The organism is Rhodopseudomonas palustris (assembly GCF_003591005.1).
GTDB lineage: Bacteria > Pseudomonadota > Alphaproteobacteria > Rhizobiales > Xanthobacteraceae > Rhodopseudomonas > Rhodopseudomonas palustris_K.
On the sequence record NZ_QYYD01000040.1, the window covers coordinates 1 to 26,390 of the forward strand.

The window sequence follows — 26,390 nt, forward strand, 5'->3', positions numbered from 1 at the left end:
GTATACATGACCGCACCCCGATTCATTTGCCGAAACACCAAAATGCTCTTGCCGAGAGGGGGCCGTCCATACATGACGGTGAGTGAGGCTGGTGCGGAAAGCTGTGCTGGCCGCACTCTGTGGATATCCGGTATAACGCGGCCGCAGACCGTCCATATATGTCAAGCCTACAGCCCGTGGCGTCCCGCCGCGTCAGCCAAGGTTGTTCATGCGCTTCACGCCGCAGTTTCTCGACGAGCTGAAAGCCCGGCTTCCGGTGTCGGATGTCGTGGGCAAGCGCGTGAAGTTGAAGAAGGCGGGGCGGGAGTGGAAGGGGCTGTCGCCGTTCCAGCAGGAGAAGACGCCGTCGTTCTTCGTCAATGACGAGAAGCAGGCGTGGTTCGACTTCTCCTCGGGCCGCAACGGCTCGATCTTCGACTTCATCATGGCCACCGAGGGCGTCGATTTTCCCGAGGCCGTGGAGCGGCTGGCGGCGATGGCCGGGCTGGCGCTGCCGGCGGCGACGCCGGATGCGGCGCGGCAGGCGCAGCGGCGCAAGTCGCTGTACGACGTGATGGAGCTGGCGGCAGCGTATTTCGCCGACAACCTCGCCTCGCGCGCCGGCGCCCGCGCCCGCGGTTATCTGGCCGATCGCGGCATGCTGCCGTCGGTGCAGGTCAAATTCCGCATCGGCTACGCCTCGCCGGAGCGGTTCGCGCTGAAGGAGCATCTCGGCAAGCACGGCGTGCCGGTCGAGGACATGGTCGAGGCCGGGCTGTTGTCGGCCGGCGACGATATCCCGGTGCCGTTCGACAAATTCCGCGACCGGGTGATGTTTCCGATCACCGACATCCGCGGCCGGGTGATCGCGTTCGGCGGCCGGGCGCTGGAGAAGGACGTCGCGGCGAAATACCTGAACTCGCCCGAAACGCCGCTGTTTCACAAGGGCGACAACCTCTACAACCTCACCACGGCAAGGAAAGCGGCGCACGACGGCGCCTCGGTGATCGTGGTCGAAGGCTATGTCGACGTCATCGCCATGGTCACCGCCGGCTTCCCCGGCACGGTGGCGCCGCTCGGCACCGCGCTGACCGAGAACCAGCTGGCGCTGCTCTGGAAAATGGCCGACGAGCCGATCCTGTGCTTCGACGGCGACCGCGCCGGCCAGAAGGCCGCGTATCGCGCTGCCGACCTGGCGCTGCCGCAGCTCACCCCCGGCAAGAGCCTGCGCTTCGCGCTGTTGCCGGAAGGCCAGGACCCCGACGATCTCGCCCGCGCCGGCGGCCGGCTGGCGATCGAGGAGGTGCTCGGCGTCGCCCGGCCGCTCGCCGATCTGTTGTGGATGCGCGAGACCGAAGGCGGCAGCTTCGCCACGCCGGAGCGCCGCGCCGCCCTGGAGGCGCGGATCAACGAGCTGGCGAACGGCATCCGCGACGAGGTGGTGCGGCGCTATTACCGCCAGGACTGGGCCGAGCGGTTGCGCAATGCCTTCGCGCCGGCGGGTGGCTATGGCGGCGGCTATCGTGGTGGTGGCGGAGGTTTCCAGGGCCGCGGTGATTCGGGGCGGCGGTTTCCGCCGCGGGGCGGTTTTCCACAGGGCGGCCGGTCCGGCCAGCGCCCGGGGCAGGGCGGCGCCGGGCCGGGGCTCGGCCGTGGCCCGTACCAAATGATGAGCCCGCAGCTCGCCACCAGCCCGATCATGCGCGGCCAGCGCAGCGCGATGTCGCGGCGCGAGGCGCTGATCCTGACCTCGCTGCTCAACCATCCGTGGCTCCTCGAAGATCACCTCGAGGAGGTCGCGGCGCTGGAATTCGCGCATCCGGAGGCGCACCGGCTGCGCGCCGCCATCATCGCCGCCTATGCCCAGGATCATCACCACGCCAGCGATCCCGAGGGCCAATCCGACAAACTCCGCGCCGATCTGGTCAAGGCCGGGTTAAGCGAGCAATTGCAACGGCTTGAGCGCGCGATCACGACCCAGGCGGTGTGGGGCGCCGGGCCGGGCGCCGCGCGCGAGGATGTTCTTTCGACGTGGCAGCAACTCGTTGCCTTGCATCGACAATCGCACTCCTTACTTAGGGAATTGAAGGATGCCGAGCTGGCTTTGGGTGAAGACGGCAGCGAGGCCAACGTCGCCTGGTTGCGGGACGTCAAGGCGCGGCTCTCGGAAGTGGACGGAACTGAGGCGCTGATCGAAGGATTTGGCGAGTCGTCTGGCCGGTTCCATCGGAGCGTGTGAGTGGGCCAACCGTGGGCCGAACGGCTAGTCCGTGAAAAGACTCGCCAAACCCCCGCCTTGGCTGCAAAAACAGGGTTAGTAAGGGCTTAACGGCATTCCGGTAGAAGGCCTTCGGGCGACCATTTGGGAAACCAAGCACTCTTTGGGAATCCAACACTCTTGGGAATCCAAAACGGGATCGTGTCGGGTGGCGTCGGCGGCGCCGCCCTTTGCGTGTCTCACCCGGCAAGGCAGATTTTGATGACGGCGCGGCGACGCGACCGGCATGCGCGCGTTCAGGAGCAGTGAATGGCCAGCAAGGCAAAGACGGTGCAGTTGAAGGACAAGGAAAAGGACGACAAGGCCGACGCGCCGGAGAAGGACTCCGCCGACGCCCCGTCGCCGCTCCTCGACCTGTCGGACGCTGCCGTCAAGAAGATGATCAAGCAGGCCAAGAAGCGCGGCTTCGTGACCTTCGATCAGCTCAACGAAGTGCTGCCGTCGGACACCACCTCGCCCGAACAGATCGAAGACATCATGTCGATGCTGTCGGACATGGGCATCAATGTGTCCGAGGCCGAGGATACCGACAACGACGACGAAGAGGCCAAGGACGAGGCCGACGAGGAGCCGGATAACGACCTCGTCGAGGTCACCCAGAAGGCCGTCACCGAGACCAAGAAGTCCGAGCCCGGCGAGCGCACCGACGATCCCGTCCGCATGTACTTGCGTGAAATGGGCACCGTCGAGCTGTTGTCGCGCGAGGGCGAAATCGCCATCGCCAAGCGGATCGAGGCCGGCCGCGAGGCGATGATCGCAGGACTCTGCGAAAGCCCGCTGACCTTCCAGGCGATCATCATCTGGCGCGACGAGCTCAACGAAGGCAAGATCTTCCTTCGCGACATCATCGATCTCGAAGCGACCTACGCGGGCCCCGACGCGAAATCCAACATGAACCCGGCGATGGCCGGCGACGGCGGCGAGGATGGCGCGACGGAGGCCGAAGGCGGCGCGCCCGCCCACGTCGCTCCGCCGGCGGCGCCGCCGGCCGCCACCCCGTTCCGTCCCGCGCAGCAGCGCGGCGCGGCGCCGGCCGAATCCGGCGGCGAAGGTGGCGAGGGCGCGTCCGAAGGCGAGATGGACGACGACGAGTTCGAGAACCAGATGTCGCTCGCCGCGATCGAGGCCGAACTCAAGCCGAAGGTGGTCGAGACCTTCGACAAGATCGCCGACAACTACAAGAAGCTGCGCAAGCTGCAGGAGCAGGACATCGCCAACCAGCTGCAGAACGAGCAGCTGTCGCCGTCGCAGGAGCGCAAGTACAAGAAGCTCAAGGACGAGATCATCGTCGAGGTGAAGTCGCTGCGCCTCAACCAGGCGCGCATCGACAGCCTCGTCGAGCAGCTCTACGACATCAACAAGAAGCTGGTGTCGTTCGAAGGCCGGCTGCTGCGCCTCGGCGACAGCCACGGCGTCGCGCGTGACGACTTCCTGCGCAACTATCAGGGCTCGGAGCTCGATCCGCGCTGGCTCAACCGCGTCTCCAAACTCAGCGCCAAGGGCTGGAAGAACTTCGTCCACTTCGAGAAGGACCGCATCAAGGAGCTGCGCCAGGAGATCCAGTCGATGGCGGCGCTCACCGGTCTTGAGATCGGCGAATTCCGCAAGATCGTGCACAGCGTGCAGAAAGGCGAGCGCGAAGCCCGTCAGGCCAAGAAGGAAATGGTCGAGGCGAACCTGCGCCTCGTGATCTCGATCGCCAAGAAGTACACCAACCGCGGCCTGCAGTTCCTCGATCTCATTCAGGAAGGCAACATCGGCCTGATGAAGGCGGTCGATAAGTTCGAGTATCGCCGCGGCTACAAGTTCTCGACCTACGCGACCTGGTGGATCCGGCAGGCGATCACGCGCTCGATCGCCGACCAGGCCCGCACCATCCGTATCCCGGTGCACATGATCGAGACGATCAACAAGATCGTGCGCACCTCGCGGCAGATGCTCAACGAGATCGGCCGCGAGCCGACCCCGGAAGAGCTCGCCGAAAAGCTCGGCATGCCGCTGGAGAAGGTCCGCAAGGTTCTGAAGATCGCCAAGGAGCCGCTGTCGCTCGAAACTCCGGTGGGTGACGAGGAAGATAGCCATCTCGGCGACTTCATCGAGGACAAGAACGCGGTGCTGCCGATCGACGCGGCGATCCAGTCCAACCTGCGCGAGACCACCACGCGCGTGCTCGCCTCGCTGACCCCGCGCGAAGAACGCGTGCTACGCATGCGCTTCGGCATCGGCATGAACACCGACCACACGCTGGAAGAGGTCGGTCAGCAGTTCTCGGTGACGAGAGAGCGCATCCGCCAGATCGAAGCGAAGGCGCTGCGTAAGCTGAAGCACCCGTCGCGGTCGCGGAAGCTGCGGAGCTTCCTCGACAACTAATCGCCTCACAGCGTCATGGCCGGGCTCGACCCGGCCATCCACGCAAAAACGGCGGGCCAAGGCCCGCCGTTTTTGCGTTTCGTGCGCTGTCGCCGTCCCATCTAAGCCGCGCTCGCCGTTCGCGCGGCGTCATCGCCTTACGGGCGCAGCTTGAAATGGCCGTAGCAGGAGGCGATCGGCTTGTCGGGGTCGGTCTGATAGGCCTGCACCTCGAAGGCGACGACGCGGCGGCCCTGCTTGACGATCGAAACCTTGGCGGAGGTGTCGACCGGGCGGCCGGAACGCAGATAGTTGACCGTGAGCCCGATCGGCTTCGGCGCGGTGGCCTGCCCGATCTCGCGGTGCACCTTGAGGATCGCCGAGGTCTCGAGGAAGGCGCCGATCACCCCGCCGTGCAGCGCGGGCAGGATCGGATTGCCGATCTGCTTCGGATCATACGGCATCACCGCATTGGCCTGATCGTCGACCCGGATGCCGAGGAAGCGCGCATAGGGGCTGATCGCCAGCGGGCCGCCGGTGTCGTCCGGTGCCACCAGTGGCGGCGGGGTGTCGAACTTCACCTTCGGCTCCTGCCGCAGCATGTCGGTGCGGTTGGCGCCGATCATGAACAGCGCGGTGGCGCTGGCGATCGGATCGCTCTCCGAGTCCTGATAGGCGGTGGCGCGCACGAAGGCGATCGAGCGGGTGACGTGGTAGCAATGCGCGTGGGCGCGGATCGCCTGGCCCGGCGTCGCCGGCCGCAGATAATCGATCCGCAGATCCAGCGTCGCGATCGCCTGGCTGCTTTGCAGCGCCAGCTGCACCGCCATGCCGCAGCTCTCGTCGAGCATCACCGTGACGACGCCGCCGTGGATCACGCCGGTGCTGGTGTCACCGACGAACACCGGATGATAGGGCAGGCTGCTCCACGCTTCGCCGGGAGCATGACGATCGAGCTGCAGGCCGATGATGCCGCCATGCACCGAACGGCGTTGCTTGATCAGCTTCGCCTTCTGCTCGATGGCGAGCGCGGGATCGGGGGAGGGGGTGTCGGTCATTGGGCGGCTTTCTAGCAAGGCGCTCGGCCGGCGCAAAGCGTCGTGGTCGGGCTGCGCCCATGCGCCAACGCGGCAACTGGCATCGCCCCTGCAGGCTTTGTTTACCATCTCGTGCGACGCTCGCGGCAGTGGTCGGGTGTGGAGTTGCGTTGTGCGTGCTGTCAAATTGCTGTTGCCGCTGCTGGCAATGTTCGTGACGTCTTCGGCGGCGATCGCCGCCGACTACGCGGCGCCGTATCCGCCGAGCTACCGGCCGGCTCCGCGTCCCCATTTGGTCTATGCGCCGCGGCCGATCGGCATTCCGCAAGCGCCGCCGGTGATCTGGGTCGAGGCACCACCGCAATATGTGCAGCGGCTGGTTCCGACCGGCAGCTGCGGCGGCTGTGGGCCGCGATACGCCCCGGTCGGCGAGTGGCGCCGGACTCCGCCGCCGTCGTTCTGGGATTCGGTCATTCGCGACTACGACTACTGACCGCCGCCTGCTCCCGCCGAAGGGCCACACGATCGCTGCTGCGCGCGCCGCGAATTGCGCTATAGCTGCGCCAAAGGCGTGGCTGAGGCGCGAGGGCAGGGATGTTTGGGTTTGTTGTGGTGCTGGCGCTGTTGGTGGGGTCGCCGGCGGTGGCGGCCGAACTCGTCGTCAAGGATGCAGCAACGCTGCAGCTCGGCGGCGTGACCTACCGGCTCGAGGGCATCGACGCGCCCGAACTCGATCAGCGCTGCATCAATGAATTCGCCGATCCAGCGGCCTGCGGCGTCGAAACCCGCGACGCGGCGGTCAGGTTGATCGCCGGCCGCGCCGTGACCTGCCGCGATCTCGGGCCCGACCCGATGTTCAGCGGCCGCCGGATCGGCGCCTGCACGATCTCGGGCGACGGCATCGGCCTCAGCCAGCGCCTGGTCCAGGCCGGACTCGCGCTCAATGCCGACCCCAAGGGCCGCTTCGCCGCCGACGAGGCCAAAGCCAGGGACGAGCGGCTGGCGCTGTGGCGCGGCTGCTTCGTCGCTCCGCAAAGCTTCCGCCGCTGGGACAAGACCGCGCCGCTGCTCGGCGCCGCCTGCCGCGACGACCGCAAGGCGGCGATGCTCGATCAGATGTTTCCCGACATGCCGCCGGCACCGGACGGCTGCGCCATCAAGGGCAAGCTCGCCAAGCGGGCGCGGCTCACCGGCAACGTCGGCGTCTATCAGTTGCGCGGCTGCCCGAGCTACGCCAGCCTGGAAAAGCCGAACCGTTGGTTCTGCTCCGAGGACGACGCCCGCGCCGCCGGCTTCCGCAAGGCCTACAATTGCCGCGGCGGCGCCAAGCGCTGAGGCTTGCTATCCGCGCTGCGCCTTGAAGTCCGGCTTGCGCTTGCCGAGGAACGCCGCGACGCCTTCGGCGAATTCGTCGCTGCCGAACGCGACGCCCTGGGCGAAGGCTTCCAGCGCGAAGAACTGCTCGATCGGCCCGAACGCGCCATTGACCAGCATCTTGGTCAGGCCCAGCGACGTTGCCGGCCCGGCGGCGAGCTCGGCCGCGAGCGCCACCGCGGCGTCGAGCAATTCGGCGGCCGGCACCACGCGCTTGGCGATGCCGAGCGCCTGCGCCTCGTCGGCCTCGACGCGGCGGTTGGTGAGCAGGATGTCCTTGGCCCGCATCGCGCCGATCGCGCGCGGCAGCGTCAGCGCCAGGCCGAGATCCGGCGCGGCGCCGAGTCCCGGAAACGCGGCGCGGAAATACGCCTGATCCGACACCAGCACGATGTCGCACAAGAGCGCCAGCGAGAAGCCCGCGCCGGCGGCGGAGCCGTTCACCGCGGCGATCACCGGCTTCTCGGCGGTCAACAGCCGCTGCGCCCAATTGTGGGTCACCTGCATGCGCTGCCGCACCTGCGGCGCGCCGCGATCGGCCATGTTGCTGATATCACCGCCGGCGCAGAACGACTGTCCGGTGCCGGTGATCACCAGGCATCGCACCGACGGATCGGCGAGTAATTCCGGGATGCGGGTTTCGAGCCGATGCTTGACGGCGGGCTGCAGCGCGTTGCGGCTTGCCGGGCTGTTGAGCCGCACGATCATCACGTCGTCGCGGCGGTCGAAGATCACGGCATCGCCGCCGGCGGTTTCGGCTGACATGTTTCCATCCCTTGTGTCGTTTGTGGCAGCTTAGCGCATCGCAGCGGCGTTTGCGAAATCGATTTTCGCAATGCTAGGATTGCGCCAACGACAAGACATCACGGGACGGAAATTCATGCAGCTCACCGCGGGCCTTCGCAAGGCCGCTTCGTTTCGCGCGCACGAGACCGCGCTGGTGACGCCGGAGCGCAGCTTCAGCCACGGCGAGTTGCAGGACCGTGTTGCGCGGTTCGCCGCGGCGTTGCAGCGGCTCGGGATCGGGCCGGGCGACCGCGTCGCGCTCCTCGCCGCCAATGGCGGCTCCTATGTCGAGAGCTACTTCTCGGTGCTATGGGCCGGCGGCGTGGTGGTGCCGGTCAATTCGCGCTTCGCGCTACCCGAAATGATCGAGCAGATCACCGACGCCGAGCCGTCGCTGCTGATCTGCGACGCCGCGTTCCTCGACACCGCGATGCGACTCGTCGATGCTTGTCCGTCGCTGCGCGGCATCATCGCCGATGCACCGGCAGCCGGGCTGTCGCGTGTCCACAATTACGAAGAGCTGATCGCCGGTACGTCGCCTTGCGCCGACGCCGGGCGCGGCGGCGAGGATCTGGCCTGCCTGTTCTACACCGGCGGCACCACCGGCCGCGCCAAGGGCGTGATGCTCAGCCATCGCAATCTCTGGGTCAATGCAGTGGTGACCGGGATGGCGTTCGGCTTCGACGAGCACACCGTGTCGCTGCATGCCGGGCCGTTGTTTCATCTCGGCGCCGGCGCGCGGGTGTACACGACGTCGGTCATGGGCGGCCGCCACGTGGTGATTCCGCGCTTCACCCCGGCCGACGTGCTCGACGCCATCAGCCGCCACAAGGTGACGGTCGCGACCTTCGTGCCGACCATGCTGGGCATGATCCTGCAATCGCCCGATCTCGAACGCTACGATCTGTCGAGCCTCGAGATGATTACTTATGGCGCGTCGCCGATGCCGGAGCCGGTGCTGCAGGAATGCCTGCGGCGGTTTCCCAACATCCGCTTCGGACAGTCCTACGGCATGACCGAGCTGTCGCCCGTCGCCACCATCCTGACGCCTGACGATCATCTGCCGTCCGCGCCGCGGCACCGGCTGCGTTCGGCCGGCCGCCCGCTCGTCTCGGCGGAGGTGAAAATCGTCGATGCACAGGATCGCGACCTGCCGCACGGCGAAGTCGGCGAGGTCTTGGTGCGCGGCCCGATGGTGATGATGGGCTATTGGCGCAAGCCGGAACTGACGGCTGAGACGCTGCGCGGCGGCTGGATGCACACCGGCGATTCCGGTTCGTTCGACGCCGACGGCTATCTGTACATCTCCGACCGCATCAAGGACATGATCATCTCGGGCGGCGAGAACGTGTACTCGATCGAGGTCGAGAACGCGATCGCGGCGCATCCGGATGTCGCGCAATGCGCGGTGATCGGCATCCCGCATCCGAAATGGGGCGAGACCGTGCATGCGGTGGTGGTGCGCAAGCCGGGCGCCACGCTCACCGCCGACGACCTGATCGCGTTCTGCCGCACGTCGATCGCCGACTACAAGGTGCCGCGCAGCATCGACTTCCGCGACGACCCGCTGCCGCTGTCGAGCGTCAACAAGGTCAACAAGGCGCTGCTAAGGGCGCCGTATTGGGACGACAACGACCGGCGGGTGAATTGAGTATCGCTACTTGAGAGACGCCCACCCCAGCCGTCATTGCGAGGAGCGCAGCGACGAAGCAATCCAGCGCAGTGCACTGGGCTTGTGGATTGCTTCGCTGCGCTCGCAATGACGGGGAGAGGCCTCGTGTTTGACGCTGACCGGCCGCGATCAGCCACCGAGCGCTACGCTGATCGCCTTTGCGGCATGGGCTAGCGCCGGGCCGTGCTTCTCGATCAGTTGCTGCTGCGACACCAGATAGGCCGGACCGCCGAAGCTCAGGGCGTAGACCGGGCCGCCGGCGGGCGGCACGATGGCGGCGCCGACGGCGTTGATGTCGCTGCGCCACTCGCCGGCCGAGACGCAGAAACCGCGCTTCGCGATCTCCCGCGCCGAGCGGGCGATCGCCTTTTCCAGCTTCGGCCAGTCGGCGCCGTGATGCGCGCGGAGTTCGGTGAGCAGCGCGCTGCGTTCGTCCTCGCCGATCGCCGCCAGATACGCCCTGCCGAGCGACGTCGTCGCGATCGGCACGCGCGAGCCGGGCGGCAGCCGCAGCCCGATCAGCGCGTCGCTCTCGCAGCTCTCGATGTTCAGCATCATCAGCCGTTCGCGGGTGCCGAGTCCGACGTGCAGCTGGCTGTCCTCGGCCAGCCGGGTCATGATCGGCAACGCCGCCTTGCGGACGTCGAGATTGGCCAGCGCCGCGTAGCTCAGCGCCAAAGCGCGCGCGCCGAGCTGATAGGTCGCCGAGCGCGGTTCGTACGTTAGATAGCCAAGCTGGATCAGCGTGTGGGTCATGCGCGAGATCGTTGGCTTGGGCAGGCCGGTGCGTTCGGCGAGCTCGAGATTGCCGAGCGCGCGGTCGCCGGCGCGAAATGCACCGAGCACGTCGAGGCCGCGGGCGAGCGCCGACACGAACATTCGGCCCGTATCTTCCGCGGGCTCGGCGCGTGGCCGGCGCGACGCGCGCTGCATTGCGTGATTATTGCGCGCGGCGGTCTTCTCGGCCGCTGGCGCCCGATTCCGCTTGGTCGGGCGGCGCGATTTGCCGGTGGTCATCGAGGGCTCCGGAAGCTCGGCCGCCGCGGCGGTCGATCAAAACATTTGCGAAAATCCATTTCGCATATTGTGCGAGCCCGTTCCGGGTGGCAAGTTGCCGCAAAAATACAATCGAGGAAACTCCCGATGGCGATCGACCCGGCGCGGCTGCGCGACTGGCCCATTCCCGAAATCGAGCAGACCTACACCGAGCGCGACACCATGTTGTACGCGCTGGGTCTTGGACTCGGCGCCGATCCGCTCGACAGCAAGCAGCTGCGCTACGTCTATGAGCACGACCTCAAGGTGCTGCCGTCGATGGCGGTGGTGCTCGGCTATCCGGGCTTCTGGCTGGGCAACGAGGCCACCGGTGCCGACTGGCGCAAGGTGCTGCACGGCGAGCAGGGTTTCGAGATCTTCAAGCCGCTGCCGCCGAAGGGCACGGTGGTCGGTCGTTCCCGCGTCACCGGCCTGTTCGACAAGGGCGCCGGCAAAGGAGCGGTGCTGCTGTCGGAGCGCGACGTGCTCGACAGCGCCAGCGGCGAATTGCTGTGCCGGCTGACCTCGACCACCATGCTGCGCGGCGACGGCGGCTTCGGCGGCCCGTCCGGTCCGCTGCCGGCGCCGCATCCGCTGCCGGAGCGGGCGCCCGATCTGCAATCGCGAATCGCCACATCACCGAGCGCCGCGCTGATCTATCGGCTGTCCGGCGACTACAACCCGCTGCATGCCGATCCCGAGGTCGCGCGCAAGGCCGGGTTCGACAAGCCGATCCTGCACGGGCTGTGCACCTTCGGCGTGGTCTGCCGCGCGCTGGTCGAACTGTGCTGCGACGATGATCCGAAGCGGCTGGTGAAGATGCAGGTGCGCTTCAGCTCGCCGGTCTATCCCGGCGAGACCATCGTCACCGAAGTCTGGAACGACGGCGACGGCCGGGTCTCGTTTCGCGCCAAGGTGGCCGTGCGCGACATCGTGGTGATCAACAACGGCGCGGCGACCATCGCCGCAGCCTGAGTGACGAATTTCGTCCGCAGCACTGCCGCGGACGTCACGACCAAAAAAACCGCGGCGAATGCCGCACATCATAACGACCAGGAGGAACGCGCTTGTCCATTTCCCGTCGCTCATTCGGCATCGGCGCTACTGGTGTGATGCTCGGCACCGTCGCCGCGCCCTGGATTCGCAACGCCGACGCTGCACCGCCGCCGATCAAGGTCGGCGTCATCAATTCGATGAGCGGCGGGCTCGCCGCCTATGCGCAGGAAGGCCAGCCGGCGTTCGAATACATCATCAAGAAGATCAATGACGGCGGCGGCATCAAGAGCAAGGACGGCGCCAAGATCCAGCTGATCCAGGCCGACGACACCAGCCAGCCGGCGCGCACCGCCACCGAGGCGCGGCGGCTGATCACCGAAGAGAAGGTGCAGTTCCTGACCGGCACCATCCTCAGCGCCCAGATGCTGGCGCTGACCCCGGTGCTCGACGAACTCAAGGTGCCGACGCTGTCGATCTGGGCCGGCGGCGCGCATTCGAGCTACATGTTCTCGCTCGGCTATCCGTACGATCGCGGCTACGCGCAGACCATGCACGACTTCATCAAGTCGCTGCGCGACGACAGCAAATTCCCGATCAAGACCGCGGTGATGAGCTACTCGAACTACGAGGCCGGCCAGCAGGTCAACAAGTTCCTGGTCGAGAAGCTGAAGGCCAGCGGCATCGAAGTGATCGGCGAGGCGCCGCTCGACACCAAGGCGCAGGACCAGACCTCGGCGATGATCCGCATCCGCTCGCTGAAGCCGGACATCGTCACCGGCCTGGTGACGCCGCGCGACGGCATCCTGCTGCATCAGGCGCGCTACAACCTCAACTATCAGGGCAGCCTGTTCGTCGGCGGCACCGGCGGCTATTCGGACCTGTCGCTGTGGAAGGATCTCGGCCCCGAGATCGGCAAGGCGGTGCTGACGCGCAATCTGTTCGCGATGACCGGCTTCAGCCCGGGCGCCAAGGTCGACTCGATGCAGAAGATCATCGCCGAGCTGCGCGACGTCGCCAAGCTCGACCGCATCGGCCAGGGCGCGATCCAGTACGCGCAGGGCGCGCGCGTGCTGCAGCGCGTGCTGGAGAAGACGACGTCGCTGGAGCCGGCCGCGCTGCTCGACGCGCTCAAGACCTTCGACATCCCGTTCGGCGATCCGGACCTCTATATCGCCAAGCCGAAGGGCCTGCAGTTCGCCGAAGACCGGCTGCTCAAGGACGGCTCCGCCATGATGGTGCAGTGGATGCCCGACCAGTCGCAGGAAGTGGTGTTCCCGAAGGAGTTCGCGCAGGCCGCTCCGCGGCCGAAGAGCTGAGCCGTGGCGCTGCTCGAAGTCGACAATGTCAGCAAACGGTTCGGCGGCCTGCTCGCGCTCAACGACGTCAGCTTCGCCGTCGAGCGCGGCGAGATCCTCGGCATCATCGGCCCCAACGGCGCCGGCAAGACGACTCTGTTCAGCGTCATCTCCGGCTTCGCGCCGCCGACCAGCGGCACGGTGCGGTTCGACGGCCAGCGCATCACCGGGATCTCGCCGGACCGGCTGACGCGCCGCGGCCTCGTACGCAGCTTCCAGATCGTCCAGACCTTCGCCGACATGACGACGCTCGAGGTCGTCACCACCGCGGCGCTGACGCGGCGGCCGATCCGCCAGGCGACCGACTACGCCGCCGCGGTGCTGACCCGGGTCGGCCTCGGCGGCAAGCTGGACGAGACGCCGGCGACGCTGTCGCTGCAGGACAAGAAGCTGCTCGAAGTCGCCAAATGCGTCGCCACCGATCCGCAATGCATTCTGCTCGACGAGGTGATGGCCGGCCTCACCATGGCCGAGACCGAGGCGCCGATGCAGATCATCCGCGAACTCAACCAGTCCGGCGTCACCATCGTGATGGTCGAGCACGTGATGCCGGTGATCATGCGGATGGCGACCCGGATGGTGGTGGTCAATTTCGGCGAGAAGATCGCCGAAGGCACGCCGGACGCCATCATCAAGGATCAGAAAGTCATCGACGCGTATTTCGGGGAGCACCTCGATGCTTGAGGTCGAAGGGCTGGTCGCCGGCTATGGCGGCACGCCGATGCTGCGCGACGTCTCGGTGCGGCTCGCCGCCGGCGAGATCGTCGGCCTGCTCGGCGCCAACAATGCCGGCAAGACCACGCTGATCAATTGCCTGTCAGGCCTGGTCGCGCCGATGTCCGGCCGCATCCTGTTCGAGGGCCAGGACGTCACCCGCGCCAGCGCGCGCGAGCGCGTCGAACTCGGCATCATCCAGGTGCCCGAGGGCCGGCTGGTGTTTCCGGAGATGAGCATCCGCGAGAACCTGTTGCTCGGCGGCTTCTGCGATCGCGCGCGGCCGCATCGGCCGGCGCAGATGGAGAAGGTGCTCGAACTGTTTCCGCGGCTGAAGGAGCGGCTGACCCAGGCCGCCGGCACGCTGTCCGGCGGCGAGCAGCAGATGCTGGCGATCGGCCGCGGCCTGATGGCCGAAGCGCGCGTGCTGATGCTGGACGAACCCTCGCTCGGGCTGTCGCCGCTGTTCGTGCAGTACATCTTCGAGATCATCGACCGGCTGCACAAGGATGGCCTCACCATGCTGCTGGTCGAGCAGAACCTCAATCTGACGCTGCGCCACGCCCAGCGCTGCTACGTGCTGGAGCGCGGCCAGATCGCGGTGGAGGGCGACGCCGACATCGTCAAGAACGACCCGCGCACGCGGCAGGCCTATCTGGGGCTGTGAGGAGGATCAAGTGAGCGAACTCTGGCAGGCCTTGGCGCAAGGCATTCTGATCGGCAGCACCTACGGGCTGCTCGCGCTCGGTATGGGGCTGGTCTACGGCGTCAGCGGCATCGTCAACTTCGCCCATGGCGATTTCATCTCGCTGGCAATGTTCATGTCGCTGGCGCTGTTCTCCGCCTTCGCGATGGATCCCTATGTCTCCGCGATCATCACCATCCCGGTGATGGCGGCGATCGGCGCGCTGGTCTATCGCTTCCTGCTACGGCCGATGGCCGGGCATCAGTTCCTGATGATCGTGCAGCTCACCCTCGGCCTCAGCCTGCTGCTGCAGAACGGCATCCTCATGGTGTTCGGCGGCCAGCCGGCGCGGGTGCCGTCGATGGTCGAGTCCAAACTGATCATTCTCGGCGACGTCGTGCTGCGGATGCCCAACGTCATCGCCTGCGTGGTCGCCTTCGCGATGGCGATCGGCCTCTACGTGATGCTGCGCTCGACCGATTTCGGCCGCTCGATCCGCGCCGTGCACCAGAATGCCCGTGCCGCGGCGCTGATGGGCGTCGATGTCGGCCGCGTCCAGATCGTCACCTTCGCGATCGGCGTCGCCATCCTGGCGGTCGCGGCCGCGCTGCTGCTGCCCGGCACGCCGATCCAGCCGACCCAGGGCCTGCAATATACGGTGATCACGCTGCTGATCGTCGTGCTCGGCGGCATGACCAATTTCGTCAGCATCATGATCAGCGGCCTGGTGATCGGCCTCGCCGAGGCGTTCGGCACCGTCTACGTTTCGGACGCGCTGGGGCGCCTCGTGCCCTATGCGATCTTCGTGCTGATCATGCTGTTCCGTCCGCAGGGCCTGACCTGGAGGACGTCATGATCAATGACGGCTTCTATAAGACGCTGGCCTCGCCGGCGCTGTGGGTGTTGCTGCTGCTCGCAGCGGCGCTGCCGCTGGCGCTCAACAGCTATTATCTGCACATCCTCACCATCGCGCTGGTCTATGTGGCTCTGGCGTCGGCGTGGAATATCGTCGGTGGCATGGCCGGGCAGATCTCGCTGGCGCACAGCCTGTTCATCGGCACCGGCGCGATGCTGGCGGCAGCGCTGCAGGTCAAGCTCGGCATCAACATGTGGGCCGGGCTGGTGATCTCCGCTGCGGTCGCCGGCGCGCTCGGCGCGCTGATCGCCTGGATCGATTTTCGGTTTCAGCTCGGCCATCTGTCGTTCGTGCTGATCACGCTGGCGTTTGCCGAGATGGCGGCGATTGTGGTCGAGGGCTGGGATTTCCTCGGCGGTGCCTCCGGGCTGCTGCTGCCGCGTGACACCGGCGACGTCGCGGCGTTCCAGTTCGGCGGCGTGCAGGGGGCGTATTGGGTGATGCTCGGGCTGTCGGCGGTGATCGTGCTGATCAACGTCGCCATCCTCAACGCGCCGCTTGGCTATTATCTGCGCACGATCCGCGACAACGAGAAAGCCGCACAGGCGATCGGCGTCAATGTGCTGCGCCACAAGATCACCGCGATGACGATCTCGGCGGTGCTGACCTCGATCGTCGGCACTTGCTACGTGCGTTATCTCACCTTCGCCGATCCATATCAGCTGGCGTCACCGACCATCACCATCGAGATCGTGCTGTTCGCTACCGTTGGCGGCCTTGGTCGCGCCTTCGGCCCGGCGCTCGGCGCGCTGCTGCTGGTGCCGCTCGGCGAGGTGCTGCGCGGCCAGCTCGGCGGCGCGGTGCCGGGGCTGCACTACTTCATCTACGGCGTGGTGGTGATCGTCGTCATCATGGCGACGCCGCGCGGCCTGCTGCCGCTGTTCGAAAAAGTGCTGCTGCGCCGCCGGGCGACGGCGCGTTGAGGTAGCGCTCAATCCCTCCACCGTCATGCCCGGGCTTGTCCCGGGCATCCACGCCTTGCTGAGCCGAAAAGAAAAAGGCGTGGATGGCCGGGCCTTCGCCGCGCCGAAGGGGCTACGGCCCCGCAGGCGGGACAAGCCCGGCCATGACGAGAGGATATGTTTACTCCGCGCTCGACACCAGCCTGAAGCGCGGCTCGGCCTTGGCGATCAGGCTGCGATACGCGGCGAGATAGTCCATTGCCATCCGCCGCGCCGTGAAGCGTTCCTCGAAGCGGGCGCGGATCGCCGTGCGGTCGAGACCCTGGAGTTGATGCACGGCGGCGACCGCGCTGGTCTCGTCCTCGACGATAAAGCCGGTGAGGCCCGACTCGATGATCTCCGGCACCGAACCGCGATTGTAGGCGATCACCGGCGCGCCGCAGGCCATCGATTCGATCATCACCAGGCCGAACGGCTCCGGCCAGTCGAGCGGCAGCAGCAGGCCGAGCGCGCCGGACAGGAATTCCGACTTCTGCTGATCGCCGATCTCGCCGATGAACTCGATCAGCGGATGATGCAGCATCGGCTCGATCACCTGCTCGAAATAGTCCTGATCGGCGCGGTCGACCTTGGCGGCGATCTTCAGCGGAATGTCGGCGCGGATCGCGATCCGGATGGCGCGGTCGACGCCCTTTTCCGGCGCGATGCGGCCGAGCACGGCCAGATAGCCGGGCTTGGCGCCGGTCGGGGACAGCAGATCCGCCGGGAGGCCGTGGTGAATGGTGCGGACCCAGTTGGCGTTGGGCACCGGCCGCCGCTGCGAGTCGGAGATCGAGACCACCGGCACGTCGGAGAAGGTGGAGAACACCGGCTGGTGCTCGGGCAGATCGAGCCGGCCGTGGAGCGTGGTGAGGTGCGGCGTCGGCTGGCGCTGAAACAACGACCACGGATAGTAATCGAGATGGAAATGAAGAAGGTCGAATTCCTCGTTGTCACAGCGTCGTCGTACTTGCTCCAGCATCATCATGTGCAGGGCGTTGGGGTCTCGCACTGCACCGTCGAGCCGAAGCGCGCGTGGCCATGGAGCCTCGAGCTTTGCGGAGGTGATGGAATCACCACTCGCGAACAATGTCACGTCGTGGCCGAGCGCCACGAGTTCTTCCGTCAGCCAATGCACCACACGTTCGGTGCCGCCGTAGAGTTTCGGGGGGATAGCTTCGGTGAGAGGAGCAACCTGCGCGATGCGCATCGACTAGTCTCCTGTTGTTACGTGAAAACGTTGAACATGGGATGTGATCGAATGGCACCGGCATTGCCAGCTGCGGGAACGTTTTTGCACATGCGAAGTTCCTTGCATGCGCTCACTTCTTCCACGTTGCTGTCTTGTTGATGCCACTTCCCGATGCCTTCTTGCGGTTGCCGAGAATGGAACAGGGCGGTGATCCCGGCGTAAAGCTGTATCGCTAGCGACCTTGGCGAAGATGCGTTGCGGAGGCGGACTTTTATGGACTCTCTATCAGGCTACTCGCGTCGCCCGTTTGCCTTCATTTTGCGCTACGTTCGTCAAAGACCGGGCACACACGCGATCATTCTCGGGTGTGTTTTGTTGGCAGTTGCCTGTTCTGTCGGCACGCAGTACGGCGTGAAGTATCTGGTCGACGGACTGAGCGGCGGCCAATCCGGCGTCGTGTGGCTCGGCTTCGTGTTTCTCGTCTCGCTGATCGCGGCCGATAATCTGTTGTGGCGCGTGGCCAGCTGGATTGGCAGCTTTACATTTCCGGCGGTCACCGCCGATCTCCGGCGCGATATGTTCAGGCATCTGACCGGGCATGCACCCAGCTATTTTTCCGATCGCCTTCCCGGCATGTTGTCGAGCCGGATCACCGCCACCTCGAATGCGGTGTTCACCATCGAGAATATGTTCGTCTGGAACGTGCTGCCGCCGTGCATCGCCACCTTCCTGGCGATTACGCTGATCGCAACTGTGAGCGGAATTATGGCGCTCGCGCTCGGCGTCGCGGCGGCGCTGCTGCTGGCGCTGGTGTTCAAGCTCGCCGCTGACGGTAAGCCGCTACACGACGAATTCGCCGACAAGGCCGCAACGGTCGACGGCGAGATGGTCGACGTCATTAATAACATGCCGCTGGTGCGGGCGTTCTGCGGCCTCGGCTACGAGCACGCGCGGTTCGAGAACACGGTCAGTCTCGAGGTCAACGCGCGTGGCCGCAGCCTGCGCTACCTCGAGCGGCTGCGTCTGCTGCATGCGGTGATCACCATCATCCTGACGGTCGCGCTGCTCGCCTGGGCGATCATGCTGTGGCAACGCGGCGGCGCCTCGACCGGCGACGTCGTGCTGATCTGTACGCTCGGCCTGTCGATCCTGCACGCCACCCGCGACCTCGCGGTGGCGCTGGTCGACGTCACCCAGCACGTCGCCCGGCTCGGCGAAGCGGTCGCGACGCTGCTGACGCCGCACGAACTCAGCGATCATCCCGAAGCCGAGCCGCTGATCCGCGCCGGCGCGGCGATCAACTTCAATAACGTGTCGTTCCAGTATCCGGGCGGCTCCAAGGTGTTCGATAGCTTCACGCTGCGGCTCAATGCCGGCGAGCGGGTCGGCCTGGTCGGGACCTCGGGCGGCGGCAAGTCGACATTGTTCACGCTGCTGCAGCGCTTCTACGATGTGCAGGACGGCAGCATCACGATCGACGGCCAGGACATCTCGCGCGTCACCCAGCATAGTCTGCGCGAAGCCATCTCGGTGGTGCCGCAGGACATCTCATTGTTTCAACGCACGATCCGCGAAAACATCCGCTACGGCCGTCCCGGCGCGACCGACGAGGAAGTCCTGCAGGCGGCGATCGCGGCGCGCTGCGATTTCGTCGAAACATTGCCCGAAGGGCTCGACACCATGGTGGGCGACCGCGGCTTCAAGCTGTCGGGCGGCCAGCGCCAGCGTCTGGCGATCGCTCGCGCCTTCCTGAAGGACGCCCCGATCCTGCTGCTCGACGAGGCCACCGCCGCGCTCGACTCCGATTCGGAAGAAGCGATCCGCGAAGCATTGGCGCGGCTGATGCACGGCCGCACCGTGATCGCGATCGCGCACCGGCTCGCGACGCTGCGCAATTTCGACAGGGTGGTGGTGCTGCAGAATGGGCGTATCATCGAGGACGGTCCGCCCGATCGCCTGATGCAGGGCGAAGGCCCTTACCGCGATCTCATCTCTCGCGAGATCAGCCGTCTGGCTGCGCACGCGGCCTGACGCGGCGCTTGCGCGGCGCCACAGCAGCGATAGGATTGATCGATGCTCTCTGACGTGATGGCCCAACCGGCAGCGGCGCACGAATCGGCGCCGCCTGCGGAGTCTCCGTTCTACATTCCGATGACGGGGCCTGCGCGGCCGCGCACGGTGCTGAAGCACGACGACACCTTCATGGTGCTCGACAGTCACGGCGACCTCGGCGCTCCCGGCGGCGACAGCGACGGTTTGTTCAATACCGACACGCGCTATCTGGCGCGGCTGCAGTTGCGGCTCGCCGATGTGCAGCCGCTGCTGCTCGGCTCCAATCTGCGCGACGACAATTCGGCGCTGACGGTCGATCTCACCAATCCTGATATCTATCGCGATGGCCGGCTGGTGCTCGCGAAGGATCTGCTGCACATCGTCCGCACCATCTTTCTGTGGCGCGACACGGCGTTTCAGCGCATCGGCCTGCAGAACCATGGCGACGCCGAGGCCAGCTTCGAGCTGATGCTGGATTTCGACAGCGACTTCGCCGATCTGTTCGAGGTCCGCGGCAGCGTCCGGCCGCGGCGCGGCACCGTAAGCAGCCGGCGCGTCTCCGACACCGATGTGCTGTTCGATTATCGCGGGCTCGACGATGTCACACGGAGCAGCCTGGTGCATTTTGATCCCGCGCCGACTCAGCTGAGGCCCGGCCGCGCGGTGTTTCAGATCAAGCTGGCGCCGCAGCAGACCGCGTCGGTATTCGTCGCGGTGGGCTGCAACAAGCCGGCGACGCAGCCGCCAATGCCGTTCTTCCGCAGCCTGCTGGCGCATCGCCGCGAGATGCGCGAGGCGACGCGCGGCGCCACCACGGTCGAGACCTCGAACGAAATCTTCAACGAGGTGCTGTGCCAGGCGATGGCCGACCTCAACATCCTGACGACGAAGACGCCGCAGGGCCGCTATCCCTATGCGGGCATTCCCTGGTACTCGACAACGTTCGGCCGCGACGGGCTGATCACCGCCTTGCAGATGCTGTGGATCGATCCGCGGATCGCGCGTGGCGTGCTGCGCCGGCTCGCGGCCTATCAGGCGACCAGCTTCGATCCGCTGAACGATGCGGCGCCCGGCAAGATCCTGCACGAGATGCGCGGCGGCGAGATGGCGGCGCTGCGCGAGGTGCCGTTCGCGCAGTATTACGGCAGCGTCGACTCGACGCCGCTGTTCGTGATGCTGGCGGGTCTGTACGTCCAGCGCACCGGCGACGACGACACGCTGAAGGAGCTGTGGCCGGCGATCGAGAAGGCGCTGGGCTGGATCGATGGCCCGGGTGATCCGGACCGCGACGGTTTTGTCGAGTATCAGCGCGCCACCGATCAGGGCCTGCAGAACCAGGGCTGGAAGGATTCGTACGACGCGATCTTCCATGCCGACGGCAAGCTCGCCGAGGGCAACATCGCGCTCGCCGAGGTGCAGGGCTATGTGTTTGCCGCCAGGCGGCTCGCGGCGCTGTGCGCGCGTCGGCTGGGTCAAGCCGACCGCGCGGTCGAGCTCGAGCAGCAGGCCGAGAAGCTGGCCGCGCAGTTCGAGCGGGCGTTCTGGTGCGAGGAGCTCGGCACCTACGCGCTGGCGCTCGACGGCGCCAAGCGGCCCTGCAAGGTGCGCAGCTCCAACGCCGGGCAGGTGCTGTTCACCGGCATGGTGCGGGCGGACCGGGCACGCCTGGTCGCGACCGACCTGATGCGGCCGCACTTCTTCTCGGGCTGGGGCATTCGCACCATCGCGTGCGGCGAGCCGCGCTACAATCCGATGTCGTATCACGACGGGTCGATCTGGCCGCACGACAACGCCCTGATCACGCTCGGCCTCGCGCGTTACGGCTTCAAGGCCGCCGTCGACAACGTGTTCAAGGGCCTGTTCGACGCCGCCAGCTATATGGAGCTGCGCCGGCTGCCGGAATTGTTCTGCGGCTTCCAGCGCGAGCGCCGCCGCGGTCCGACGCTGTATCCGGTCGCCTGTGCGCCGCAGGCCTGGGCCAGCGCGACGCCGTTCACGCTGCTCGAAGCCGCGCTGGGGATTCAGTTCGACGCCGACCGCCACGAGATCCGTCTGGTCAATCCGCGGCTGCCGGCATTCCTGGGCGAGGTGGTGCTGCGCGATCTGCGGATCGGCGCCTCCAGCATCGATCTGCGGGTGCGCCGCCACGGCGACGGCGTGTCGATGGAAGTGCTGCGCACCGACGGGCGCATTCAGGTTTCGATCGTGTTGGCTCGATAAAGAGCGCGGCGACGCGGTCGCCGTGGGGGAGGCTCGATGCACATCCGGTTCAGTACTGCGTTCGCCCTGGTGGTGATTACCAGCGTCGTCTCGGCCGGGCTGCGCGCCGATCCTGCGAAGCCGTCCGAGCCTGCCGCTCAGGCCGAACCGCCGAAACCTGTCGAGCCGCCGAAGCCAGCCGAACCTGCCAAGCGGGCTGAGCCCGCCAAGCCAGCCGAGCCGTCCGCCAAGTCATCCGCGACCGCCAAGAGCGATCCGCCGACCGTCACCGTGATCAGTCCGGAAGACGCCCGCGGCGTGCTCGGCCGCGAGGTGCGCAGCGCAGCCGACGAGGATATGGGCCGCATCGTCGACATCGTGGTCGACAAAGAGGGCAAGACCCGCGCCGCGATCATCGACTTCGGCGGCTTTCTCGGCGTCGGCAGCCGCAAGATTGCGGTCGACTGGACCGCGCTGAAATTCAGCACCATCGCCAAGAAGGAGGACAAGGTCTCGCTCGCTCTGACGCGCGACCAGGTGCGCGCCGCGCCGGAATACAAGGACGAGCAATCGGTCGTGGTGCTCGGGGCGTCCGGCAAGCTGTCACCGCTCGAGTTTGGTCCGGAGAAGTAGGCTGAGCGCGCCGCTGCCCGACCGCGGAGCCGGCTACGGTCCGCATCACCTTGCGCCGCCATCCGTGCCGCCCGCCGATGACCCGGTGCCGGCGCCGGAGCCGCCGCGCGCGCCGTCGCAGCAGAGCCAGCGCGGCCTCGACTGGTTCATCTTCTTTCTCGCCGACGTGCAGACCGGCTTCGGCCCGTTCATCGCGGTGTATCTCACCACCCAGAAATGGACACAGGTCGAGATTGGTTTGGTGCTGTCGATCGGCGGCATCATCGGGCTGATCGGCCAGATGCCGGGCGGCGCCATCGTCGATGCCGCCAAGGACGAGCGCAAGGTCGCGGGCGCCGCCGTTGCGGCGATCGGCCTCGCGGCGCTGGCCTATGCGCTGATGCCGATCTTCCCGGTGGTGATGGCGGCGGCGACGCTGCACGCGGCGGCGAGCTGCGTGCTCGGCCCGTCGATCGCGGCGATCAGCCTCGGCCTGGTCGGCCGCTACGCGATCGGCGAACGGCTCGGCCGCAACGCCCGCTGCGCCTCGCTCGGCAACGGCGTCGCGGCCGCCGTGATGGGCACCGCCGGCTATCTGCTGTCGAGCCGCTCGGTGTTTCTGGTCACCTGCCTGCTGGTGATTCCGACGCTGATTGCTCTGTCGCGAATCCGTGGCAGCGAGATCGATTCCGCCCAGGCGCACGGCGCGGCACGCGCCGACGCGGCGCCGAGCTTCCGGTTTTCCGATCTGGCGAACTTGCTCCGCCAGCGGCCGCTGCTGGTATTCGCCGGCGCGGTGCTGATGCTGCAACTCGCCAATGCGGCGATGCTGCCGCTGATGGCCAGCGCCGTCACGGCGCGCTCCAGCGACTCCGCGCCGGCGCTGATCGCGTTCTGCATCGTCGTGCCGCAGGCGATCGTCGCGTTGTTTTCGCCCCGTGTGGGCAGATGGGCGCAATCGATCGGCCGCAAGCCGCTGCTGTTCGCCGGCTTCGGTGCGCTGGCGATCCGCGGCGTGCTGTTCTCGACCGTCACTGACCCGTATCTGCTGGTCGCGGTGCAAGTGTTCGACGGCGTTACCGCGGCGGTGTTCGCCGTGCTGGTGCCGCTGATCATCGCCGACGTGGCGTTCGGCAGCGGCCATTTCAGCTTCGCCCAGGGCGTGGTTGGCACCGCCGGCGGCATCGGCGCCTCGCTCAGCAACGTCGTGGCCGGCCTGGTCGCCGACAAGTTCGGCAGCCACGCCGCCTTCCTCGGCCTCGCCAGCGTCGCTGCGCTGGGGCTGACGCTGGTGTGGCTGCTGATGCCGGAGACCCGGAAGGTGGAGCCGGAGAGGGCGTAGTAGACCTCTCGATCCGTCATGCCCGGCCTTGTGCCGGGCATCCACACCTTGCAGCGTCGAACCCTAGCAAAGGCGTGGATGGCCGGGACGAGCCCGGCCATGACGAAGGTTGGTAATCTGTCCGAAGTCAGCCCATCAGCTTGCGGATCTGCTCGGCGCACGTTTTCGCGGCCTTCTGCGCGGCGAGCAGCGACGCGAAGGTGCGGCGTTCGAGGCTTTGGAAGTCGTGATGGGCGGCGTGGAAGCAGAAGTTGACGCCGTCGCGCACGACGATGCCGGCGGTGCGCGAGCTCACTTCGATCACATAGGCGTCGGACATCGGCCCTCGCTGGCACCGCCAGCGCTCCCCGTAATTCGGACGCCTTCTCAGGGCGCCCGCACGCTTCAGAACGTCGAGCAGGCTCGACGGCGCAGAAACGCGACGGGACGGGAAATTGTTCCTGAGGCTGACCTATTAAAATCCTAGCGTTGCACAAACACCAGCAGCACGCCGTTGGCGGCGCTTGGCGGCACCACAAGGCTGTTGCCGAGCGCCTTGCCGGCCGCTCCCACCGCCTGTGCAGTGGCGGCGAGATCGCTGACCGCGATGATCAGGCCGGCGCCGCCACGATCCGGCACGCCGTCGAGCGCGACGCCGGGGTACTGCTGCGCCAGCGTGTCGCGCGTCAGGAAGACGAATTCGGCGCGGCCTTCGCCGGACGGCACCACGACGCTGCCGTCAGGTTCGGAATATTGCTCGCCGTCGATCAGCCGCAGCATGTGCCGCGCGTCGCTCTCCGGCCGCGGCGCGGTGATCAGCACCCGCACCAGCCCGGTGGCGCTATTGGCGTGACGCTGCAGCTCGGGAATCCACACCGTGTCGCGGGTGTGGTGCTGACAGGCGAAGATGCGCAGTCCCGCAGGCGCCTCGGTCAGCGGCCATTGAAAGATGCTGAAGCGCGCTTCGCCTTCGCCGCCGCCCGGCAGCGGCACCGGCCGGCCGAAATCGATCGGCCCGATTGCGTCGAGGCCGAGGTCGCGCAGCTCATCGGCGCCCTTCGCGGCGTCGGTGGTGGTGAAGGCGATGCGCTCGATGCCGTCGCCGCGGGCGTCGAGGAAGGCGCGGCTCGGCGCGTTGTGCTCGGTCGGGTTCAGGATGCCGAGCAGCTCGATGTAGTCCTCGCCGAACATGATGGTGTAATTGCCGGAGCCGAGCGCCGGGCTGTGGGTGCCGCGTGGCGACAGGGTGAAGCCGAGCCGCTGCCAATTGGCCGCAGCCGCATCCAGATCCTTGACCATGACCACGGCGTGATCGATTCCGACGACGTATTGCAGTGACACGCTGGCTTTGCTCCCCAAAATTCTTGCAGAGTAGGCTAGCCAGATCGTTCCGCCGCCGCAACCCGACGCAGGTCGGAGGCGCGGCGCGCGCGACCAGATCAATGGAAGGACTGAGGATGACTGCCGAGGTGCGCTGGCCGGATTCGCTATGGGCTGCGGTGACCCCGCCGGGGCCCGATCTGCCGGAGCTGCACGGCACCGAGACGACCGACGTGGTGGTGATCGGCGCCGGCTTCAGCGGGCTGTCGACGGCGCTGCATCTGCGCGAGGCCGGCGTCGGTGTCGCGGTGATCGAGGCGGCCGAGCCCGGCTGGGGCGCGTCGGGCCGCAACAACGGCCAGGTGATCCCGACGCTGTCGCGGCCGGACCCCGACGACATCGTCGCCAGGCACGGCGCCGCCGGCGAGCGGCTGGTCGGGCTGATCCGCGACAGCGCCTCGATCCTGTTCGACGTGGCGCGGCGCCACGGCATCGACGCCGAGCAGGAGCAGACCGGCTGGGTTCAGCCGGTGCATTCGCCCGGCCGCATCAAGATCGCCGAGCGCCGGGTCCGGCAATGGTCCAAGGTCGGCGCGCCGGTCGAACTCTTGTCGCGCGAGCAGGTGCGCGACATGCTCGGCTCCGACGCCTGGTTCGGCGGATTCTGGAACAGGACCGGCGGCCACATCAATCCGCTGGCGCTGGCGCGCGGGCTCGCCCGCGCTGTCGTCGCGCAAGGCGGCCGTATCTTCGCGCGCTCGCCGGCGGTGAGCATTGAGCGGCGCGGCGAGCGCTGGATCGTCAGGACCGCGCAGGGCGAGATCAGCGGTCGTGCGCTGGTGGTCGCCAGCAATGCCTACACGGGCGAATTCGCAAAAACTCTGGCGCCGGCGATCGCCAGCGAGGTGATGCCGGTGCGGTCGTGGCAGATGGCGACGCAGCCGCTCAGCGACAACGTCCGCAAGAGCATGATCCCGGGCCGGCAGGCGATGTCGGACACCCACGGCGAACTGATCTTCGGCCGCTTCGACGCCCGCAACCGCTTCGTCACCGGCGGCGCCATCATCCGGCCATTCAATCAGATCGCGACGCTGAAAGCGCGGGTCGGCAAGCGGCTGCAGAGCCTGTGGCCGCAGATCGGCGAGGTGCGGTTCGACTATGTCTGGAACGGCTTTATCGGCATGACCACCGACTACCTGCCGCACATCCACCGCCTCGGCCCCGATGCCTACGGCTGGACCGGCTGCAACGGCCGCGGCGTCGCGCTGTCGATCGCGCTCGGCGATCAGCTGGCGAAGGCCGTGCAGGGCGCGCCGGATGGCGAACTGGCACTGCCATTCACCGAGCCGACGCCGATCCCCGCCAACGAACTCCTCCGCCCGTTCGCGCCGCTGATGATGGTGCTGTACCGCCACCGCGACAGCAAGGAGATCGCGTAGTCAGGCGGCCTCTCCGTCATTGCGAGCGAAGCGAAGCAATCCAGCGTGGTGCACTGAGCTTCTGGATTGATACGCTTCGCTGGCAAATCCCGGGAGAGGGGCGTTATTTGTGCGAGGGAGTAGCCCAAGAAGTAAGAT

Annotated in this window: 22 protein-coding genes; 16 read left to right on the forward strand and 6 right to left on the reverse strand. The window is 66.9% G+C overall.

From position 1 onward, the window contains the following. The first annotated feature begins 208 nt into the window (after positions 1-208). Together dnaG and rpoD are read left to right on the forward strand one after the other, a co-directional pair. A complete protein-coding gene (gene dnaG, locus D4Q52_RS24435) occupies positions 209-2,218 on the forward strand; it encodes a DNA primase (RefSeq protein ID WP_119859185.1) in 2,010 nt (669 codons plus the stop codon). A 288-nt stretch (positions 2,219-2,506) separates the two neighbouring features. Further along, complete coding sequence (gene rpoD / locus D4Q52_RS24440) at positions 2,507-4,627, forward strand: RNA polymerase sigma factor RpoD (protein WP_119859186.1); 2,121 nt, start codon at positions 2,507-2,509, stop codon at positions 4,625-4,627. A gap of 137 nt (positions 4,628-4,764) precedes the next feature. Here rpoD and D4Q52_RS24445 read toward each other — a convergent pair whose 3' ends face one another. Beyond that, on the reverse strand, positions 4,765-5,664 hold the full coding sequence (locus D4Q52_RS24445) for a PaaI family thioesterase (RefSeq protein WP_119859187.1): 900 nt from the start codon (positions 5,662-5,664) through the stop codon (positions 4,765-4,767). 151 nt (positions 5,665-5,815) lie between these two features. Between D4Q52_RS24445 and D4Q52_RS24450 the strand changes: the two genes are divergently transcribed. Together D4Q52_RS24450 and D4Q52_RS24455 are read left to right on the forward strand one after the other, a co-directional pair. Continuing rightward, entirely contained in the window at positions 5,816-6,136 is a 321-nt protein-coding gene (locus D4Q52_RS24450) for a hypothetical protein (protein WP_119859188.1), read from the forward strand. 101 nt (positions 6,137-6,237) lie between these two features. Further along, positions 6,238-6,978 carry a thermonuclease family protein gene (locus tag D4Q52_RS24455; RefSeq protein ID WP_119859189.1) on the forward strand — a complete coding sequence of 247 codons (741 nt, stop codon included), beginning with the start codon at positions 6,238-6,240 and terminating at the stop codon, positions 6,976-6,978. Between the two features lie 6 nt (positions 6,979-6,984). Here D4Q52_RS24455 and D4Q52_RS24460 read toward each other — a convergent pair whose 3' ends face one another. Then, positions 6,985-7,782, reverse strand: a complete 798-nt coding sequence (locus D4Q52_RS24460; RefSeq protein ID WP_119859190.1) for an enoyl-CoA hydratase/isomerase family protein — start codon at positions 7,780-7,782, stop codon at positions 6,985-6,987. A gap of 115 nt (positions 7,783-7,897) precedes the next feature. Here D4Q52_RS24460 and D4Q52_RS24465 point away from each other — a divergent pair, with 115 nt between their 5' ends. Beyond that, complete coding sequence (locus D4Q52_RS24465; protein ID WP_119859191.1) at positions 7,898-9,454, forward strand: long-chain-fatty-acid--CoA ligase; 1,557 nt, start codon at positions 7,898-7,900, stop codon at positions 9,452-9,454. A 150-nt stretch (positions 9,455-9,604) separates the two neighbouring features. Here the strand turns inward: D4Q52_RS24465 and D4Q52_RS24470 are convergent, their stop codons facing one another. Then, complete coding sequence (locus tag D4Q52_RS24470; protein WP_119859192.1) at positions 9,605-10,492, reverse strand: IclR family transcriptional regulator; 888 nt, start codon at positions 10,490-10,492, stop codon at positions 9,605-9,607. A 126-nt stretch (positions 10,493-10,618) separates the two neighbouring features. Here D4Q52_RS24470 and D4Q52_RS24475 point away from each other — a divergent pair, with 126 nt between their 5' ends. The 6 genes from D4Q52_RS24475 (at position 10,619) to D4Q52_RS24500 (ending at position 16,099) form a co-directional block, all read left to right on the forward strand. Beyond that, on the forward strand, positions 10,619-11,485 hold the full coding sequence (locus D4Q52_RS24475) for a MaoC/PaaZ C-terminal domain-containing protein (protein WP_119859193.1): 867 nt from the start codon (positions 10,619-10,621) through the stop codon (positions 11,483-11,485). Positions 11,486-11,577: 92 nt separating this feature from the next. Further along, positions 11,578-12,822, forward strand: a complete 1,245-nt coding sequence (locus D4Q52_RS24480; protein WP_119859194.1) for an ABC transporter substrate-binding protein — start codon at positions 11,578-11,580, stop codon at positions 12,820-12,822. 3 nt (positions 12,823-12,825) lie between these two features. Next, positions 12,826-13,545, forward strand: coding sequence for an ABC transporter ATP-binding protein (locus D4Q52_RS24485; protein ID WP_119859195.1), 720 nt, complete (start codon positions 12,826-12,828; stop codon positions 13,543-13,545). After that, positions 13,538-14,242, forward strand: a complete 705-nt coding sequence (locus D4Q52_RS24490; protein ID WP_119859196.1) for an ABC transporter ATP-binding protein — start codon at positions 13,538-13,540, stop codon at positions 14,240-14,242. Before D4Q52_RS24485 ends, D4Q52_RS24490 begins: the two co-directional genes overlap by 8 nt. A 10-nt stretch (positions 14,243-14,252) precedes the next feature. Beyond that, entirely contained in the window at positions 14,253-15,116 is an 864-nt protein-coding gene (locus tag D4Q52_RS24495) for a branched-chain amino acid ABC transporter permease (RefSeq protein ID WP_119859197.1), read from the forward strand. Then, the gene (locus D4Q52_RS24500) at positions 15,113-16,099 is read left to right on the forward strand and encodes a branched-chain amino acid ABC transporter permease (protein ID WP_119859198.1); all 987 of its coding nucleotides are present in this window, start codon (positions 15,113-15,115) and stop codon (positions 16,097-16,099) included. The genes D4Q52_RS24495 and D4Q52_RS24500 overlap by 4 nt, the downstream gene beginning before the upstream one ends. Positions 16,100-16,259: 160 nt before the next feature. On the opposite strand, the gene D4Q52_RS24510 is transcribed toward D4Q52_RS24500, so the two are convergent. Beyond that, positions 16,260-17,327 carry a glycosyltransferase family 4 protein gene (locus tag D4Q52_RS24510; RefSeq protein WP_119859199.1) on the reverse strand — a complete coding sequence of 356 codons (1,068 nt, stop codon included), beginning with the start codon at positions 17,325-17,327 and terminating at the stop codon, positions 16,260-16,262. Positions 17,328-17,582: 255 nt separating this feature from the next. On the opposite strand from D4Q52_RS24510, the gene D4Q52_RS24515 reads away from it, so the two are divergent. From D4Q52_RS24515 to D4Q52_RS24530, 4 genes are all read left to right on the forward strand, one after another. Then, positions 17,583-19,340 carry an ABC transporter ATP-binding protein gene (locus D4Q52_RS24515; RefSeq protein WP_119859200.1) on the forward strand — a complete coding sequence of 586 codons (1,758 nt, stop codon included), beginning with the start codon at positions 17,583-17,585 and terminating at the stop codon, positions 19,338-19,340. A gap of 42 nt (positions 19,341-19,382) precedes the next feature. Continuing rightward, a complete protein-coding gene (locus D4Q52_RS24520; protein ID WP_119859201.1) occupies positions 19,383-21,581 on the forward strand; it encodes an amylo-alpha-1,6-glucosidase in 2,199 nt (732 codons plus the stop codon). Between the two features lie 36 nt (positions 21,582-21,617). Continuing rightward, complete coding sequence (locus D4Q52_RS24525; protein ID WP_234831319.1) at positions 21,618-22,193, forward strand: PRC-barrel domain-containing protein; 576 nt, start codon at positions 21,618-21,620, stop codon at positions 22,191-22,193. A 64-nt stretch (positions 22,194-22,257) separates the two neighbouring features. After that, positions 22,258-23,514 carry an MFS transporter gene (locus D4Q52_RS24530; protein ID WP_119859202.1) on the forward strand — a complete coding sequence of 419 codons (1,257 nt, stop codon included), beginning with the start codon at positions 22,258-22,260 and terminating at the stop codon, positions 23,512-23,514. A gap of 127 nt (positions 23,515-23,641) precedes the next feature. Here D4Q52_RS24530 and D4Q52_RS24535 read toward each other — a convergent pair whose 3' ends face one another. Continuing rightward, the gene (locus D4Q52_RS24535; RefSeq protein ID WP_119859203.1) at positions 23,642-23,833 is read right to left on the reverse strand and encodes a hypothetical protein; all 192 of its coding nucleotides are present in this window, start codon (positions 23,831-23,833) and stop codon (positions 23,642-23,644) included. Between the two features lie 143 nt (positions 23,834-23,976). Next, a complete protein-coding gene (locus D4Q52_RS24540; protein WP_119859205.1) occupies positions 23,977-24,834 on the reverse strand; it encodes a VOC family protein in 858 nt (285 codons plus the stop codon). Between the two features lie 116 nt (positions 24,835-24,950). Between D4Q52_RS24540 and D4Q52_RS24545 the strand changes: the two genes are divergently transcribed. Beyond that, positions 24,951-26,252: an NAD(P)/FAD-dependent oxidoreductase gene (locus D4Q52_RS24545; protein WP_182915440.1), complete on the forward strand. Its 1,302-nt coding sequence runs from the start codon at positions 24,951-24,953 to the stop codon at positions 26,250-26,252. Positions 26,253-26,390 lie beyond the last annotated feature (138 nt).

Coding starts and splice junctions, on each gene's coding strand:
- dnaG (WP_119859185.1), top strand. CDS start 209: ATGCGCTTCACGCCGCAGTTTCTCGACGAGCTGAAAGCCCGGCTTCCG.
- rpoD (WP_119859186.1), top strand. CDS start 2,507: ATGGCCAGCAAGGCAAAGACGGTGCAGTTGAAGGACAAGGAAAAGGAC.
- D4Q52_RS24445 (WP_119859187.1), bottom strand. CDS start 5,664: ATGACCGACACCCCCTCCCCCGATCCCGCGCTCGCCATCGAGCAGAAG.
- D4Q52_RS24455 (WP_119859189.1), top strand. CDS start 6,238: ATGTTTGGGTTTGTTGTGGTGCTGGCGCTGTTGGTGGGGTCGCCGGCG.
- D4Q52_RS24460 (WP_119859190.1), bottom strand. CDS start 7,782: ATGTCAGCCGAAACCGCCGGCGGCGATGCCGTGATCTTCGACCGCCGC.
- D4Q52_RS24465 (WP_119859191.1), top strand. CDS start 7,898: ATGCAGCTCACCGCGGGCCTTCGCAAGGCCGCTTCGTTTCGCGCGCAC.
- D4Q52_RS24470 (WP_119859192.1), bottom strand. CDS start 10,492: ATGACCACCGGCAAATCGCGCCGCCCGACCAAGCGGAATCGGGCGCCA.
- D4Q52_RS24475 (WP_119859193.1), top strand. CDS start 10,619: ATGGCGATCGACCCGGCGCGGCTGCGCGACTGGCCCATTCCCGAAATC.
- D4Q52_RS24490 (WP_119859196.1), top strand. CDS start 13,538: ATGCTTGAGGTCGAAGGGCTGGTCGCCGGCTATGGCGGCACGCCGATG.
- D4Q52_RS24500 (WP_119859198.1), top strand. CDS start 15,113: ATGATCAATGACGGCTTCTATAAGACGCTGGCCTCGCCGGCGCTGTGG.
- D4Q52_RS24510 (WP_119859199.1), bottom strand. CDS start 17,327: ATGCGCATCGCGCAGGTTGCTCCTCTCACCGAAGCTATCCCCCCGAAA.
- D4Q52_RS24515 (WP_119859200.1), top strand. CDS start 17,583: ATGGACTCTCTATCAGGCTACTCGCGTCGCCCGTTTGCCTTCATTTTG.
- D4Q52_RS24520 (WP_119859201.1), top strand. CDS start 19,383: ATGCTCTCTGACGTGATGGCCCAACCGGCAGCGGCGCACGAATCGGCG.
- D4Q52_RS24525 (WP_234831319.1), top strand. CDS start 21,618: ATGCACATCCGGTTCAGTACTGCGTTCGCCCTGGTGGTGATTACCAGC.
- D4Q52_RS24535 (WP_119859203.1), bottom strand. CDS start 23,833: ATGTCCGACGCCTATGTGATCGAAGTGAGCTCGCGCACCGCCGGCATC.
- D4Q52_RS24545 (WP_182915440.1), top strand. CDS start 24,951: ATGACTGCCGAGGTGCGCTGGCCGGATTCGCTATGGGCTGCGGTGACC.